Source organism: Streptomyces griseofuscus, assembly GCF_014673495.1.
GTDB lineage: Bacteria > Actinomycetota > Actinomycetes > Streptomycetales > Streptomycetaceae > Streptomyces > Streptomyces murinus.
This window is the reverse complement of sequence record NZ_CP051006.1, coordinates 6133400-6149821: the sequence shown is the minus strand read 5'-3', so window position 1 is coordinate 6149821 and position 16422 is coordinate 6133400. Positions and strand designations below refer to the sequence as shown.

General features: G+C 70.1%; 13 protein-coding genes. 5 read left to right on the top strand and 8 right to left on the bottom strand.

Translation table 11 applies throughout. The features are described from left to right. Window positions 1–125: 125 nt before the first annotated feature. From HEP81_RS27935 to ctaC, 3 genes are read right to left on the bottom strand one after another with little or no spacing between them, the layout of a single operon-like run. Window positions 126–524 (bottom strand): cytochrome c oxidase subunit 4, encoded by a 399-nt coding sequence (locus HEP81_RS27935; RefSeq protein ID WP_037652961.1) that lies wholly within the window; start codon window positions 522–524, stop codon window positions 126–128. Beyond that, window positions 521–2254, bottom strand: coding sequence for an aa3-type cytochrome oxidase subunit I (gene ctaD / locus HEP81_RS27930; RefSeq protein WP_037652960.1), 1734 nt, complete (start codon window positions 2252–2254; stop codon window positions 521–523). The genes HEP81_RS27935 and ctaD overlap by 4 nt, the downstream gene beginning before the upstream one ends. Next, on the bottom strand, window positions 2251–3210 hold the full coding sequence (gene ctaC, locus HEP81_RS27925; protein WP_037652958.1) for an aa3-type cytochrome oxidase subunit II: 960 nt from the start codon (window positions 3208–3210) through the stop codon (window positions 2251–2253). Before ctaC ends, ctaD begins: the two co-directional genes overlap by 4 nt. Window positions 3211–3499: 289 nt before the next feature. On the opposite strand from ctaC, the gene HEP81_RS27920 reads away from it, so the two are divergent. Further along, entirely contained in the window at window positions 3500–4882 is a 1383-nt protein-coding gene (locus HEP81_RS27920) for a cysteine desulfurase/sulfurtransferase TusA family protein (RefSeq protein WP_037652956.1), read from the top strand. Between the two features lie 28 nt (window positions 4883–4910). Here the strand turns inward: HEP81_RS27920 and HEP81_RS27915 are convergent, their stop codons facing one another. Next, window positions 4911–5885 (bottom strand): carbohydrate kinase family protein, encoded by a 975-nt coding sequence (locus HEP81_RS27915; RefSeq protein ID WP_037652955.1) that lies wholly within the window; start codon window positions 5883–5885, stop codon window positions 4911–4913. Between the two features lie 238 nt (window positions 5886–6123). Here HEP81_RS27915 and HEP81_RS42200 point away from each other — a divergent pair, with 238 nt between their 5' ends. From HEP81_RS42200 to HEP81_RS27905, 3 genes are all read left to right on the top strand, one after another. Beyond that, window positions 6124–6252: a hypothetical protein gene (locus HEP81_RS42200; RefSeq protein WP_274599504.1), complete on the top strand. Its 129-nt coding sequence runs from the start codon at window positions 6124–6126 to the stop codon at window positions 6250–6252. A gap of 111 nt (window positions 6253–6363) precedes the next feature. Continuing rightward, entirely contained in the window at window positions 6364–7752 is a 1389-nt protein-coding gene (locus HEP81_RS27910; RefSeq protein ID WP_037652953.1) for a hypothetical protein, read from the top strand. 176 nt (window positions 7753–7928) lie between these two features. Next, window positions 7929–8948, top strand: a complete 1020-nt coding sequence (locus HEP81_RS27905; protein WP_037652951.1) for a DUF4331 family protein — start codon at window positions 7929–7931, stop codon at window positions 8946–8948. A gap of 114 nt (window positions 8949–9062) precedes the next feature. Here the strand turns inward: HEP81_RS27905 and HEP81_RS27900 are convergent, their stop codons facing one another. Then, a complete protein-coding gene (locus HEP81_RS27900; protein WP_037652949.1) occupies window positions 9063–9419 on the bottom strand; it encodes an iron-sulfur cluster assembly accessory protein in 357 nt (118 codons plus the stop codon). A gap of 276 nt (window positions 9420–9695) precedes the next feature. Here HEP81_RS27900 and nadA point away from each other — a divergent pair, with 276 nt between their 5' ends. Then, complete coding sequence (gene nadA / locus HEP81_RS27895) at window positions 9696–10880, top strand: quinolinate synthase NadA (RefSeq protein ID WP_037653252.1); 1185 nt, start codon at window positions 9696–9698, stop codon at window positions 10878–10880. Between the two features lie 202 nt (window positions 10881–11082). On the opposite strand, the gene HEP81_RS27890 is transcribed toward nadA, so the two are convergent. The 3 genes from HEP81_RS27890 to HEP81_RS27880 all read right to left on the bottom strand — a co-directional run bounded on the left by HEP81_RS27890 (window position 11083) and on the right by HEP81_RS27880 (window position 16412). Then, the gene (locus HEP81_RS27890; protein WP_037652947.1) at window positions 11083–14187 is read right to left on the bottom strand and encodes an efflux RND transporter permease subunit; all 3105 of its coding nucleotides are present in this window, start codon (window positions 14185–14187) and stop codon (window positions 11083–11085) included. Window positions 14188–14457: 270 nt separating this feature from the next. After that, window positions 14458–15138 carry a response regulator gene (locus HEP81_RS27885; RefSeq protein ID WP_037652945.1) on the bottom strand — a complete coding sequence of 227 codons (681 nt, stop codon included), beginning with the start codon at window positions 15136–15138 and terminating at the stop codon, window positions 14458–14460. Next, the gene (locus tag HEP81_RS27880) at window positions 15135–16412 is read right to left on the bottom strand and encodes a sensor histidine kinase (RefSeq protein ID WP_037652942.1); all 1278 of its coding nucleotides are present in this window, start codon (window positions 16410–16412) and stop codon (window positions 15135–15137) included. The genes HEP81_RS27885 and HEP81_RS27880 overlap by 4 nt, the downstream gene beginning before the upstream one ends. Between the last annotated feature and the right edge of the window lie 10 nt (window positions 16413–16422).

Here is a 16422-nt window from a genome sequence, read left to right as displayed (position 1 = left end):
GGTACGTAACCCATACGAGGGAACGACACTCCCGCACCCGAAGGACACCCGCTCGGCACGCGAAAAAGCCGGAAGCCCGGACCCTCTTGACGGAGGGTCCGGGCTTCCGGATGGTGCTCGGGGTCTTACTGGGTGCGGCTCTCACCGTGGTAGTACTCGAACACCCAGCCGAACAGACCGATCACGATGAACGGCGCGGAGAAGTAGATCAGCCACCAGCCGACCGCGATGCTGAGGAAGGCGATCGCACCGCCGAAGCCCAGCATGAGCGGCTGCCAGCTGTGCGGGCTGAAGAAGCCCAGCTCGCCCGCGTCGTCGGCGACATCGGCCTCCGTGTCGTCCTGCGCACCGGCGTCCACCCGGCGGGCGGTGAAGCCCAGGTAGAAGCCGATCATGATCGACAGGCCGAAGGCCAGGAAGAGCGCCGTGGTGCCGGCCGGCTCCTTCGACCACACGCCATACACGATGGCCATGATCAGGATGAAGAAGCTCAGCCAGATGAACATCCGGCCCTGGATCTTCACTTGCCGGCCTCCTTGCTGCCCGCGACGGCAGGCGCGTGACCGGCGTACTCGAGCTGTTCGAGCGCGGCGATCTCGGGGTGGTGCAGGTCGAACGCCGGGGATTCACTGCGGATCCGCGGCAGGGTGGTGAAGTTGTGCCGCGGCGGCGGGCAGGAGGTCGCCCACTCCAGCGAGCGGCCGTAGCCCCACGGGTCGTCCACGCCGACCGGCTTGCCGTACTTGGCCGTCTTCCAGACGTTGTAGAGGAACGGCAGGATCGACAGGCCGAGGAGGAACGAACCGATGGTGGACACCGTGTTCAGCGCGGTGAAGCCGTCGGCCGCCAGGTAGTCGGCGTAACGCCGCGGCATACCCTCGGCGCCCAGCCAGTGCTGGACGAGGAAGGTGGTGTGGAAGCCGATGAACAGCGTCCAGAAGGTGATCTTGCCGAGGCGCTCGTCCAGCATCTTGCCGGTGAACTTCGGCCACCAGAAGTGGAAGCCGGAGAACATCGCGAAGACGACCGTACCGAAGACCACGTAGTGGAAGTGGGCCACCACGAAGTACGAGTCCGAGACGTGGAAGTCCATCGGCGGCGCGGCCAGGATGACACCGGTCAGACCACCGAAGGTGAAGGTGATCAGGAAGCCGGTCGCCCAGAGCATCGGTGTCTCGAAGGACAGCGAGCCCTTCCACATGGTGCCGATCCAGTTGAAGAACTTCACACCGGTCGGTACCGCGATCAGGAAGGTCATGAAGGAGAAGAACGGCAGCAGCACACCGCCGGTCACGTACATGTGGTGCGCCCACACCGTCACGGACAGACCCGCGATGGAGATCGTCGCGGCGATCAGGCCCATGTAGCCGAACATCGGCTTGCGGGAGAAGACCGGGATGACTTCGGAGATGATGCCGAAGAACGGCAGGGCGATGATGTACACCTCTGGATGGCCGAAGAACCAGAAGAGGTGCTGCCACAGCAACGCGCCGCCGTTTGCCGCGTCGAACACATGCGCACCGAACTTACGGTCCGCCTCCAGGGCGAACAGCGCGGCGGCGAGCACCGGGAAGGCCAGCAGGACCAGCACACCGGTCAGCAGCACGTTCCACACGAAGATCGGCATACGGAACATCGTCATGCCCGGAGCGCGCATGCAGATGATCGTCGTGATGAAGTTGACCGAGCCGAGGATGGTGCCGAAGCCGGACAGGGCCAGACCCATGATCCACATGTCGGCGCCGGCGCCCGGCGAGCGGACCGCGTCCGACAGCGGGGAGTAGGCGAACCAGCCGAAGTCGGCCGCGCCCTCGGGGGTGAGGAAGCCACCCACCGCGATCGTCGAGCCGAACAGGTACAGCCAGTAGGCGAACATGTTCAGCCGCGGGAACGCCACGTCGGGCGCGCCGATCTGGAGCGGCATGATCCAGTTCGCGAAACCCGCGAACAGCGGCGTCGCGAACATCAGCAGCATGATCGTGCCGTGCATCGTGAACGCCTGGTTGAACTGCTCGTTCGTCATGATCTGCAGGCCCGGACGGGCCAGCTCGGCGCGCATGAGCAGCGCCATGACGCCGCCGATCAGGAAGAACGCGAACGACGTGACGAGGTACATCGTCCCGATCGTCTTGTGGTCGGTGGTCGTCAGCCACTTCACCGCGGAATTGCCGGGCTGCTTGCGCCGAACCGGCTGCTCGTCCACGTACGAGCCTTCAGCGGCCGCGGCACCCTGGGGTTCGTTGAGGATGCTCACAGGTTGTTCGTCTCCCGGTTCTTCTCGTGGCTCGTCTGCGCGATGCCGGCGGGAATGTAACCGGTCTGCCCCTTCTTGGCGAGGTCCTTGAGGTGCTGCTCGTAGGCCGCCGGGGAGACGACCTTCACGTTGAACAGCATCCGGGAGTGGTCGACGCCGCAGAGCTCGGCACACTTGCCGAGGAAGGTGCCCTCCTTGTTGGGGGTCACCTGGAAGGCATTGGTGTGGCCCGGAATGACGTCCTGCTTCATGAGGAACGGCACCACCCAGAAGGAGTGGATGACGTCACGCGAGGTCAGAACGAAACGGACCGTCTTGCCCTTGGGGAGCCAGAGCGTCGGACCAGGGTTGCCGGTCTGCGGGTTGCGCGTGCCCGGGGTGCCGACGTCGTAGACGCCGCCGGCGTTCGCCGGGAAGGCGGCCTTGAACCGGTCGGGGATCGCGGACAGGTTGGTGTCCGTCTTCGCGTCACCCGAGACACCGGGGACGTTCTCGATGTAGTTGAAGCCCCAGCTCCACTGGAAGCCGACCACGTTGACCGTGACGTCGGGCTTCTTGTCGAGGCTCAGGAGCTTCGTCTCGTCCCGGGCCGTGAAGTAGAACAGCACCGAGATGATGATGATCGGGACCACCGTGTACAGGGCCTCGATCGGCATGTTGTACCGAGTCTGCGGAGGTACCTCGACCTTGGTGCGGCTGCGCCGGTGGAACATGGCGCTCCACAGGATCAGGCCCCACACCAGCACGCCGACGGCGAGCGCGGCAGCCCAGGAGCCCTGCCACAGGGAGAGGATCCGCGGAGCCTCTTCCGTGGTCGGGGTGGGCATGCCAAGGCGGGGGAAGTCCTTGTATGTGCAACCGGTTGCGGTCGCCAGGACCAGGCCCGCGGTCAGTGCCTGCAGCAGCTTCCGCCGCATCGGGCGCCGCGGCGAGCGGTCGGAGCCGTTGGGACTCACGTAGCGCCTTCCCGAGAGTCTCGCCCGCGCGGTCGGCTGCGGCCTTCTCGCTGGTCGGTCGCCGCCCTGCGTCGGGCAGGGGTTTGGATGTTTATGCGGACCAAACCCTAGCCGACGCCTTCCGGGGGTTCGCGGGGAGGGGGGCATACGCGTCGCGCCTCACTCAGTTGGGGTGTGGATGGGCGCCCAATAGCTCGGGTTGTGGGGGTTTGGGGGGCGGGTGCCAGTGGTGGCGGTTAACGCGCGCCCCTCGGGTCGGTACAGGTCACCGGCGTTTTACCGTGGGACCGTGGCCTACTTCGACGCGGCTTCCGCCGCTCCCCTTCATCCCGTCGCCCGCCAGGCTCTGTTGGCCGCCCTCGACGACGGGTGGGCCGACCCCGCGCGGCTGTACCGGGAGGGCCGCAAGGCGCGGATGCTGCTGGACGCGGCGCGGGAGGCGGCGGCCGAGGCGGTCGGGTGCCGGGCGGACGAACTGGTCTTCACCCCGTCGGGGACGCGGGCCGTACATACGGGCGTCGCGGGGGCGTTGGCCGGAAGGAGCCGGGTGGGACGCCACCTGATCGTGTCAGCGGTCGAACATTCCTCTGTCCTCCATTCGGCGGAAGCGTTCGAGGCGGAGGGCGGCTCGGTGGCCCAGGTGCCGGTGCACCGGACGGGCGCCGTGTCCCCCTCGGGCTACGCCGCCGCGCTCCGTACCGACACCGCCCTCGCCGTGCTCCAGTCGGCCAATCACGAGGTGGGCACCGCCCAGCCGGTGGCCGAGGTGGCCGAGGTCTGCCGGGCGGCCGGGGTGCCGCTGCTGGTGGACGCGGCGCAGTCGCTGGGCTGGGGGCCGGTCGAGGGCGGCTGGTCGCTGCTCGCGGCCAGCGCGCACAAGTGGGGCGGCCCTTCGGGGGTCGGGCTGCTCGTCGTGCGCAAGGGGGTGCGGTTCGCCGCCCAAGGCCCGGCGGACGAACGGGAGTCGGGGCGCGCCCCGGGGTTCGAGAACATCCCGGCCGTCGTGGCGGCGGTCGCCTCGCTGCGCGCGGTACGGGCCGAGGCGGCCCAGGAGTCGGTACGGCTGCGGGAGCTGACGGAGCGGATCCGGGCGCGGGTGCCGCGGCTGGTGCCCGATGTGGAGGTGGTGGGCGACCCGGAGCACCGGCTGCCGGGGATCGTCACCTTCTCATGTCTCTATGTCGACGGGGAGACCCTGCTGCACGAGCTGGACCGCGAGGGCTTCGCCGTCTCCTCCGGCTCCTCCTGCACCAGCAGCACGCTGACCCCGAGCCATGTGCTGAAGGCCATGGGCGTGCTCAGCGAGGGCAATGTCCGGGTGTCGCTGCCGCTGGGCACGGCGGAGGAGGACGTGGAACGCTTCCTGGCCGTGCTGCCGGGGGTCGTCGCCGGGGCGCGGGACAAGCTGGGCGCCCCCGCGGCCGCCGCCCCCGCGGCTGCCGAGCCGGCCGCCCTGGTCGTGGACGCCCTCGGCAAGCGGTGCCCCATCCCGGTCATCGAACTGGCCAAGGTGTTCCCCGGCGTCCCCGTGGGCGGCACCGTCCGCGTCCTCTCGGACGACGAGGCGGCCCGCCTGGACATCCCGGCGTGGTGCGAGATGCGGGAACAGGAGTACGTGGGCGAGGAACCGGCGGACGGGGGAACGGCGTACCTGGTCCGCCGGCTCGGCTGACCCGCGCCGTCAGCGCGGGTACGGGTCGTCAGCGCAGGTACGTGCGGACCTCTTCGCCCGCCTCGTCGCCGTACGCCTTCACGAAGCGCTCCATGAAGTGGCCGCGGCGCAGCTGGTACTCCTGCGTGCCCACGGTCTCGATGACCAGCGTCGCGAGCATGCAGCCCACCTGCGCCGCCCGCTCCAGCGAGACGCCCCAGGCGAGGCCGGACAGGAAGCCCGCGCGGAAGGCGTCGCCGACACCCGTGGGGTCGGCCTTGCGCTCCTCCTCGGCGCAGCCGACCTCGATCGGGTCCGCGCCCGCCTGCTCGATGCGCACGCCCCGCGAGCCGAGCGTGGTCACCCGGTGGCCGACCTTCGCGAGGATCTCCTCGTCGGTGAGGCCGGTCTTGGTCTGGATGAGGCCCTTCTCGTACTCGTTCGAGAAGAGGTACGTGGCGCCCTCCAGCAGGATCCGGATCTCCTCGCCCTCCATGCGGGCGATCTGCTGCGAGAAGTCCGCGGCGAACGGGATCGAGCGGGACCGGCACTCCTCCGTGTGGCGGAGCATCGCCTCGGGGTCGTCGGCGCCGATCAGCACCAGGTCGAGGCCGCCCACCCGGTCGGCGACCGTCTTGAGCTCGATCAGCCGGGCCTCGCTCATCGCGCCCGTGTAGAAGGAGCCGATCTGGTTGTGGTCGGCGTCGGTGGTGCACACGAAGCGCGCGGTGTGCAGGGTGTCGGAGATGCGGACCGACTCGGTGTCGACGCCGTGCCGGTCGAGCCAGGCCCGGTACTCGTCGAAGTCGAAGCCGGCGGCGCCGACCAGGATCGGCCGGGTGCCGAGCTGGCCCATGCCGAACGCGATGTTGGCGGCGACACCGCCACGGCGCACGTCGAGGTTGTCGACGAGGAAGGAGAGCGAAACCGTGTGCAGCTGGTCCGCGACGAGCTGGTCGGCGAACCGGCCGGGAAAGGTCATGAGGTGGTCGGTGGCGATGGAGCCGGTGACTGCGATGCGCACGACGGGGTTCTCCTGCGGGAGGCGGGATTGACAGTTCACGCTACCCGGTCAGGGGACGGCGCTGTAGTTGACGAAACTACCCGATAGTAGATCTTTCTTCGCAGGCTCGACCGTGCCTACGGTTCCCTCATGACGAACCTCAAGGGCTCCTCGTCCGCCGCGTCCGGCACTCCCGTCCCCCCCCGCCCCCGGCGATCTGGAGGGCGGCCTCGACACCCTGCGCGGCGACTGCGCCCGGATGGCCCGGCGCTGGCCGGCGCCCGCGCGCAGCGCGTCCCGCCCGGTGCCGCCGTCCCGCATCCACAAGGTCTCCGTGTCCCAGCACTCCGTCCGGCTGCTGGACGGCATGTCCGACTACGGCGACTGATCCCGCTCACCCGTACGGCGTAGGCCCGGGAACCTCCCGCTCCCCTCCCTCGTCCCATGGTCGTCCCCTCACGCGGGGCACGCGGGACACGGACCGGCGAGGAGCGATGCGGTGAACACGGAGCGGCCTGAGAACACGGGGGATGTCCCCGAGGTGCCAGACGTGCGGGAGGCGGGGCGTTCCCGACGGCGCTCGCGTGCCGTCGTCCTCTCCGCCCTGGCCGCCGTCCTGCTGATCGGCGGCGGTGGCGCGTACGTCGCGGCGAGCGACGGCCCGGGCGGTCGTACGGCCCCCACCGCCGCGGACTCCACCACTCCCCCACCGCTCGCCCTGGACGACGGCTCGGACCCCTACGGCGCCCACTACGTGGCCCAGGGCGCGCTGCCCCGGGGGCCCGGCTCGGCGGCGGTGTACGGAGCGGGGGCGGAGGTCCGCGTGGACCAGGTGCTCCGGCTGGCGAAGGCGCTCGGGGTGAGCGGGACGCCGGTGGCCGAGGGGCACGGCTGGCGGCTCGGCGGCAAGGACGGTTCCGGGCCGACCCTCCAGGTGAACCGGGAGGCGCCGGGCAGCTGGACCTTCAGCCGGTACGCGCCGGGCACCGACGACTGCAAGAAGGGCCCCCTGTGCGCGACCGGGCCGGTGGGTCCCACCGGGGCGCCGGTGAGCGCGGCGGTGGCCGAGAAGGCGGCGGCGCCGGTGCTGCGCGCGGCCGGTCTGGCGGGCGCGAGGACCGATGCCGGCCAGGTCATGGGCAAGCAGCGGGTGGTGACCGCCGACCCGGTGGTGGGCGGGCTGCCCACCACCGGCTGGGCGACCGGGCTGACGATCAGCGGGCAGGGCGAGGTGGTCGGCGGGCACGGACTGCTGTCGACGCCGGTGAAGGGGGCGACGTACCCCGTCCTGGACGCGGAGAAGACCCTGGCGCTGATGAACGCGGCGCCGAAGGGCGACCACCGGATGGGGCCCGGGGGCTGTGCGGACCCGGGGCGGTTCGCGACACGTCTGGACGGGCCGTGCGGGCAGGCGTCCCCGGCGCCCGCCGGGACGGTCACCGTGGACAGGGCGGTGTTCGGGCTGGCCGCGCACTCGGTCGGCGGCCGGCAGACCCTGGTGCCGTCCTGGCTGTTCGAGACGCGGGACTCGGGCACGGTGTCGTACCCCGCGATCGATCCCCGCTATCTGACCTCTTCGGCGCCCCCGGCGTCACCGACGGCCGGCCCCGGCAGCTCGGTCAAGGTCACCGGCTACACGGCCGACGACCGGAAACTCACCGTGAGCTTCTACGGCGGCCTGTGTGCCGACTACGCGGTGGCGGCCCGGGAGAGCGCCACCCGGGTGACGGTCACGGTCACCGAGCACCGGCAGGAGGGCAAGATCTGCCCGATGATCGCCAAGGAGTTCACACGGACCGTGCGACTGAAGGCGCCGGTGGACGGCCGGGCGGTGGTCGGCGCGGACGGCACGCGGATCCCGCAGGCGAAGCAGGGCGCGCGGCCGTAGCCCGCCCTCGCCGAAGGGCGGCTCCCGGACCGGGAGGTGATCGCCTCCCGGCCGTCGGTGACCCGTTCGAGCGGTTGTCCGATGACCGCACCTTCGCCCTCGATGGCCGGAACGATATGACGGCTAACGTGACATTTCAGCGGTTTTCCGCAGGGCGAGCAACGGAAGGGCCTGGCATGTCCAACCACTTCACCGGCCTCAGTCTTGGACCACCACTCGGCGACCAACGCCTCGATCTGTGCGACCTCTACGCCTTCACGGCACCCGGCGATCCGAGCAGGACCGTGCTCATCCTCAACGCCAACCCCAACGCGGACGCCCTGCACCCCGACGCCGTGTACCGCCTGAACATCGACAATGACGGCGACCTGCTGACCGACGTCGCCTTCAGCTGGGTCTTCGGCCCGCCGGCGGCCGACGGCTCGCAGACCTACAGCGTCTACATGGCGACCGGCGCGGAGTCCCGGAGCCCCGAGGCGGTCGGCACGAAGATCGTCTCGGATGCCGCCGTCTCCTTCGGCCCCCGGGCCAATGTGGTCACCTTCGGCGAGTACCAGGTGGCCGCCGGCAGCCGCAGCGACGCCTTCTTCTTCGACTTCGACGGCATCAAGAATCTGTTCGACACCAGCGGCAAACGGAATTTCACCGCGCCGCATCTGGGCGGGAAGTCCCCGTGGACCGGCGTCGACTCCAACACCACGGCCAATGTCTTCTCCATGGCCATCGAACTGCCGACGGCCGAGCTGGCGCCCCAGTCCGAACTGCGGATCTGGGGCCGGTGCAGCGTGCTGCGCGACGGTGAACTCGTCCACGCGGACCGGGCCGGCCACCCGTCGATCAGCAGCTTCTTCAACACCGACGACACGAAGGAGGAGTACAACGCGAGCGAGCCGGCGAACGACCGGGCCAGATGGACGGACCAGTTCGTCCATCTGCTGGGCCACACCGGCGGTTACTCGCGCGAGGAGGCGATCGCCGCGCTCGACGAGCACGGCATCCTGCCGGACGTGCTGCACTTCGACCCGTCCAGGCCCGCGGTGTATCCGAACGGCCGGACGTTCACGGAGGACGTCATCGACATCCGCGTGGCGTTCCTGACCAAGAACGAGGCGCCGCCCACCGGTCTGTCGCCGCACACCGACACCCTGGACCATTTCCCGTACCTCGGCGACCCGCACCCGGCGGCGGCTTCCTGACGGAGCCCGGCCCCCGAGGTCGTACGACAGAGGCGGCGAGCCCCCCGCACGGGGGCCGCCGCCTCTGTCTTCAGCCGATCTTCACACGCGATGGCGATGGCTCAGCCGGATGATTCAGCTGAAGGAGTCGCCGCAGGCGCAGGAGCCGGTCGCGTTCGGGTTGTCGATCGTGAAGCCCTGCTTCTCGATCGTGTCCACGAAGTCGACGGTGGCGCCGCCCAGGTACGGGGCGCTCATGCGGTCGGTGACGACCTTGACCCCGCCGAAGTCCTTCTCCACGTCGCCGTCGAGGGCGCGCTCGTCGAAGAACAGCTGGTACCGCAGGCCCGAGCAGCCGCCGGGCTGAACGGCGACGCGCAGCGCGAGGTCGTCACGGCCTTCCTGGTCGAGCAGGGCCTTGACCTTGGCCGCGGCGGCGTCGGTCAGGATGATGCCGTCGCTGACGGTTGTGGTCTCGTCCGATACGGACATCTACATCTCTCCCGGGTTGTACGGAGACTGCTTGCCGACGAGTGCAACCGGCGCTTCCGCGGATTCATTCCGGGCCGGGCGTCACGTGGTCGCGATTTTGCTTTCTGCCCCTTCATGCTCGCATACGCGCGCGAAGGCGCACAGCGGCCCGCGGGGGGATCCGGGGCGGCCGGGCCGGGATTCACGTCACATGGACACGAGGGCCATCGTCAAACTGACGTGAAGCGTTTATGATAGATAGCGTCAGATAGACGAGAAATAGAAAGGGTGCGTGCCGTGACCACCGCCCAGACCCCGGAGCTCGACGTCCAGCCGACTCCGCTCGCCCTGTTGCTGCTCGGCCGCGAGGCCGACCCGAAGAGCGAGCGGGGTGTCGAGTGCCCCGGCGATCTGCCGTCGCCCTCCGACCCCGCCCTGGTCGAGCGCGCCCGCGCCGCCAAGGAGAAGCTCGGCGACAAGGTGTTCGTGCTCGGTCACCACTACCAGCGTGACGAGGTGATCCAGTTCGCCGACGTCACGGGCGACTCCTTCAAGCTGGCCCGGGACGCGGCGGCGCGTCCGGAGGCCGAGTACATCGTCTTCTGCGGTGTGCACTTCATGGCCGAGTCGGCGGACATCCTCACCTCCGCCGACCAGAAGGTCGTACTGCCGGACCTCGCGGCCGGCTGCTCCATGGCCGACATGGCGACGGCCGAACAGGTCGCGGAGTGCTGGGACGTGCTGACCGAGGCCGGGATATCCGAGCAGGTCGTCCCGGTGTCGTACATGAACTCCTCGGCCGACATCAAGGCGTTCACCGGCAAGCACGGCGGGACCATCTGCACGTCCTCCAACGCCAAGCGCGCGCTGGACTGGGCGTTCGAGCAGGGCGAGAAGGTGCTCTTCCTGCCCGACCAGCACCTGGGCCGCAACACCGCCGTGCGGGACATGGGGATGTCCCTGGAGGACTGCGTCGTCTACAACCCGCACAAGCCGAACGGCGGCCTGACGGCGGACGAGCTGCGCGCCGCGAAGATGATCCTGTGGCGCGGCCACTGCTCGGTCCACGGCCGCTTCAGCCTGGACTCGGTGAACGATGTGCGCGCCCGTATCCCCGGGGTGAACGTCCTGGTGCACCCGGAGTGCAAGCACGAGGTCGTGGCCGCGGCGGACCAGGTCGGCTCGACCGAGTACATCATCAAGGCCCTGGAGGCGGCTCCCGCCGGCTCGAAGTGGGCGATCGGCACGGAACTGAACCTGGTCCGCCGCCTCGCCAACCGCTTCGCCCCCGAGGGCAAGGAGATCGTCTTCCTCGACCGCACGGTCTGCTTCTGCTCCACCATGAACCGCATCGACCTCCCCCACCTGGTCTGGACCCTGGAATCCCTCGCCGAGGGCAACCTGGTCAACCACATCCAGGTCGACGAGGAAACGGAGACCTTCGCAAAGCTGGCCCTGGAACGGATGCTGGCCCTGCCGTAGCCTCCGGCGGCTCGACCTGCATCCGGTCGCGTTCGGGCGCGTCGATCCCCGGATCCTCGCTCGGGGTCTCCAGGTAGACGAGCCCGGGCGGAGCTCCTTCAGGTTGTGGAGTTGTGAGCGGACGAGTCGTCCATGAGCCGGAAAGCCCGGAGGGGCATCCCCCGGATATCCAGGGGGTGCCCCTCTTTGGGTGGGGCCGGGGTCAGACCTGGGCCAGGAGGTCGGGTTCTGCCGGTGTCGGGGGTTGGTGCTTGGCCGACTTCTTGTTCGCGCGGCGTTCCTTGCGGAGTTCCAGCATGGCGTAGAGGGTCGGGACCAGCAGGAGGGTCAGCAGGGTGGAGGTGATCAGGCCGCCGATCACCACGACCGCGAGCGGCTGGGCGATGAAGCCGCCCTCGCCCGTGACACCCAGGGCCATCGGCAGCAGGGCGAAGATCGTGGCCAGGGCCGTCATCAGGATGGGGCGGAGGCGGTGGCGGCCGCCCTCGACCACGGCCTCGACCACGCCGTACCCCTGGGCCCGGTACTGGTTGATCAGGTCGATCAGCACGATCGCGTTGGTCACCACGATGCCGATCAGCATCAGCATGCCGATCATGGCCGGAACACCCATCGGGGTGCCCGTGATGATCAGCAGACCCAGGGCGCCGGTCGCCGCGAACGGGATGGAGACCAGCAGGATCAGCGGCTGCGCCAGCGAGCGGAAGGTCGCGACCAGGAGCATGAAGACGATCGCGATCGCGGCCAGCATGGCGAGGCCGAGGTTCTTGAAGGCGTCGTTCTGGTCGGAGGTGACGCCGCCGATCTGGGCCTCGGCGCCCGCGGGCAGCTTCAGGGCCTTGATCTTCGACTGGAGCTGGGTGCTGACCGCGCCCGTGTTGTCACCGGTCGGCTTGGCCGTGATCGTCGCGGCACGCTGACCGTCGATCCGGGTCAGCGAGACCGGGCCGTCCACCAGCTTCACCGTGGCGATGTCACCGAGTTCGACCGGGCCGAGGCGCAGCTTCTTCAGCTGGGCGACGGTCGTGGCGGGCTCGGCCGACTTGATGACGACATCGCGCTCGGTGTCGTCGAGGGTCGCCTTCGCCGCCGTCGTACCGCGCACCGCCTGGGCCACCGCCGCGCCGAGCTTCTGGTTGTCGAAACCGGCCGCGGCCGCCTTGGCGTTGGCCCGCACCGAGATCCGCGGCACGCTGGTGGACAGGTCGCTGGTGACGTCGGTGACGCCGTCCAGCCCGGCCACCGTGGAGCGGACCTGCTCGGCCGCCGTACGCAGGGTCTGGGCGTCGGCGGACTTCACCACGACGCTGAGGTTCTGGCTGCCGAAGCCGTCACCGGCCGACACCGTGGTCGTACCGATGCCCTTGAGGTCCTTCAGGCCGCTCTCCAGGTGCTTCTGCACGCTGTCGTACGACTTCGAGTCCTTCAGCATCACCTGGTAGGACGCCTGGTTGGTGTCCGTGCCGCCGCCGAAGGCCGCCATGAAGCCGGAGGAGCCGACGGTGACCTGGTAGTCCTTGACGCCGTCGGTGGTGGCCAGGAGCTTCTCGACCTTCTTCGCCTGCGCGTCGGTCGCCGCGAGGCTGGTGCCGGGCTTCAGCTCCTGCTTGATCGTGATGACCTCCTGCTCGCCCTGGTCGAAGAAGTTGGTCTTGAGCAGTCCGGACATGCCGAACGTGACGACCAGGACGACGATCGCGATCAGCACGCTGGTGAGGCGGCGGCGCGTAGCGAAGCGCAGCACCGGGACGTACGCGCGCTGGAGGCGGCTGTTCGCCTCCTTCTCCTCGGCCTCGCGGCGGGCCTCCGCCGCGTCCTCGGGGGTGCCCTTGGGGGCGCGCAGGAACCAGTAGGAGAGCACGGGGACGACGGTCAGCGAGACCAGCAGGGAGGCCAGCAGGGCCGCCGTGACGGTGATGCTGAAGGAGCCGAACAGCGCGCCCACCATGCCGCCGACCAGGCCGATCGGCAGGAACACCGCGACCGTGGTGAGGGTGGAGGAGGTGACCGCGCCGGCCACCTCGCGGACCGCCTCGATGATCGCCGAGCGGCGCTCCTCGCCGTAGCCGAGGTGCCGCTTGATGTTCTCCAGGACCACGATCGAGTCGTCCACGACCCGGCCGATGGCGATGGTCAGGGCGCCGAGCGTGAGCATGTTCAGGGACAGGCCGTCGGTCCACAGCACGATCAGCGCGAGGACGACGGACAGCGGGATGGACACCGCAGTGACCAGCGTGGAGCGCAGCGAGGCGAGGAAGAGCAGGATGACCAGGACCGCGAAGAGCAGACCGAGCGCGCCCTCGGTGGTCAGGCCCTTGATGGACTTGGAGACGGCCGGACCCTGATCGCTGACGACCGTCAACTTGGCGTCGGCGCCGAGCTGTTCGCGCAGGCCGGGCAGCTTGTCCTTGACGGCGTTGGAGATCGTGACCGCGCTGCCGTCGTGGTCCATGGTCACGTTGACGGCGAGGCTGGGCCTGCCATCGGTGCGGGTGAGGGAGTCGGCCGGGGCCGGCTGCTCCTTGACGGTGGCCACGTCACCGAGTCGTACGGCCTTGTGGGCGCCCGCGCCGGTGACGGTGAGGTCCTTGATCTGCTCCAGCGTGGTGAAGCCGCCGCCGACCTGGACGGTGCGGTTGGCGCCGTTCTCGTCGAAGGAGCCGGCCGGGACGCTCGCGCCGCCCGCCTGGAGGGCCTGGGCGAGGTCGGCGGGGGTGAGGCCGTCCCGCGCGAGCTCGGCGTTGTCGGGGGTGACATCGACCTGGAGGTCGCGGACGCCGGTGACCTGGACGCGGCCGACGCCGTCGATGTCCTTCAGGGCCGGTACGACCGTCTTGTCGAGCTGGTCGGCGAGCGCCTGCTGGTCCGTGCCGGAGGTGGCGGCGAGCACGACGGTCGGCATGTCGTCGGTGGAGCCGGAGATCACCTGCGGGTCGACCTCGGACGGCAGCTGGTTGCGGGCCCGGTTCACGGCCTGCTGCACATCGGCGACGATCTGCTGGGTGTCGTTGCCGTAGTCGAAGGACGCCATGATCACGGCGTTGCCCTCGCCCGCGGTGGAGGTGACCGAGGTGACGCCGTCGACGCCCTGGAGGCCGTCCTCGATCGGCTCGACCACCTGCTTCTCGACGGCGTCGGGGGCGGCGCCCTGGTACGGCGCGATCACCGACACCATGGGCAGGTCGATGGTGGGCAGCAGCTGCTGCTTGATCTGCGGTATCGCGATCGCGCCGAAGACCAGGGCGACGATCGAGATCAGGCCGATGAGGGCCCGTTGGGCGAGGCTGAATCTGGACAGCCAGGACATGGGTGAGGGTCTCTCTTCCGTGAGCGGCAGAAGCGCTTCCGGTCACCGAGGACACATGGGACCCGGAGGACACATGGGACCCAAGGGACCCACAGGGTGCGCGGGAAGCGGCGACGGACGCCCAGGAGCGTCCACACCCCACCACCCTCGGCCATCCGAGAGGCCCGCAGCGTAGGCCGCAGGTCCCGTTTCCTTACCCGTCTCCTACTCCGCGCGCAGTACACGCGGGTGGAGAAGTGGGGGTACGGGCGGGTGGAGGTCGGTCCACCGTCAGTCCACCCGCGGCCGGACGAGACCGGACTCGTACGCGATCACCACGAGCTGCGCGCGGTCGCGCGCGCCGAGCTTGGCCATGGCCCGGTTGACGTGCGTCTTCACGGTCAGCGGGCTGACCGCGAGGCGTTCGGCGATCTCGTCGTTGGAGTGGCCTCCTGCGACCTGGACGAGCACCTCGCGCTCGCGTCCGGTGAGCGCGCCGAGCCGCTCGGCGCGGAGCGGGGCGCGGTCGTCGTCGCCGTCGCCCTGGGCGAGGAACCGGGCGATCAGGCCCTTGGTGGCGGCCGGGGAGAGCAGGGCGTCGCCGCCCGCGGCGATCCGGATGGCGCTGAGCAGCTCCTCCGGTTCGCTGCCCTTGCCGAGGAAGCCGGAGGCGCCTGCGCGCAGCGACTGCACCACGTAGTCGTCCACCTCGAAGGTGGTCAGGATGACCACGTGGACCTGGGCGAGATCGGCGTCCTCGCTGATCAGACGGGTGGCGGCGAGGCCGTCGGTGCCGGGCATACGGATGTCCATGAGGACGACGTCGGGGCGCCGCTCCTTGGCCAGCAGGACCGCCTGCGCGCCGTCGGACGCCTCCCCCACCACCTCCATGTCCGGCTCGGAGTCGACCAGCACCCGGAACGCGCTGCGCAGCAGGGCCTGGTCGTCGGCGAGCAGGACACGGATCGTCATACGGGCTCCCCCGGTGCCGTCGTACGGCCGTCGATGCGGGTGTCGGTGGTGCTGACCGGCAGGATCGCATGGACCCGGAAACCGCCGCCGTAGCGGGGGCCGGTGGTGAGGGTGCCGTTGAGGGCGCCGACGCGTTCGCGCATGCCGAGCAGGCCGTGGCCGCCGCCCTTCTCCGGGGCGGAGTCAGGGGCGCCCTCGGGGTGGGTGCCGGGGGCACCGGTCTCGCCGGAGCCGTCGTCCACGACCGTGATCTCGATGTTCCGTCCGACGGGTACGACGCTCACCTCGGCCCGCGCGCCCGTGCCCGCGTGCTTGCGGACGTTGGTCAGGGCCTCCTGGACGATCCGGTAGGCGGCGAGGTCCACGGCCGCGGGCAGATGGGTGTCCTGGTCGGTGCGGGCGACCTCCACCGGCAGGCCGGCGCTGCGGAAGGTGTCGGCCAGCTCTTCCAGGAGGCTGAGCCCCGGGGCGGGTTCGGTGGGCGCCTCCGGGTCGCCGGACTGGCGGAGCAGACCGACGGTGGCGCGCAGCTCGTTGAGCGCGCTGCGGCTGGCCTCGCGGACATGGGCGAGGGCCTCCTTGGCCTGGTCGGGGCGCTTGTCCATGACATGGGCGGCGACACCGGCCTGCACATTGACCAGGGCGATGTGGTGGGCGACCACGTCGTGCAGGTCGCGGGCGATGCGCAGGCGCTCCTCGGCGACCCGGCGGCGGGCCTCCTCCTCGCGGGTGCGCTCGGCGCGTTCGGCGCGTTCCCGGATGGCCTGGACGACGGCCCTGCGGCTGCGCACCGCATCGCCCGCGGTGGCGCCGATGCCGGTCCAGGCGAGGACGCCCAGGTTCTCCTGCGCGTACCAGGGCAGGGGCCCGGCGAGCATCGCGGCGGCGGTCAGCACGGTCATGGTGAGCAGGCCGACGCGGAAGGTGGTGGTGCGGTCGGTGGTGGCGGCGACGGTGTACAGGGCGACGACGGCGGACATCGTGACGGGCGCGCGGGGATCGCCGGTGACGCACTCCACGACGGAGAGGGTGCCGGTGAGGGCGAGGACGGTGCGGGGGGCGCGGCGGCGGAAGACGAGGGTGAGGGCGGCCAGCAGCATCAGCAGCAGGCTCAGGGGCGCGGGGACGTGGGTGCCCCAGGTGACGCCCTGCCCGTCCTTGGGGGTGGCGAGGGAGCCGGCGACCATGCAGACGAGAACGGCCGCGGCGAGGGCCGCGTCGAGCGCGAGGGGGTGGGCCTTGAGCTCGCAGCGGGCGCGTTCGAGAGTGGTCACACAAGGAACA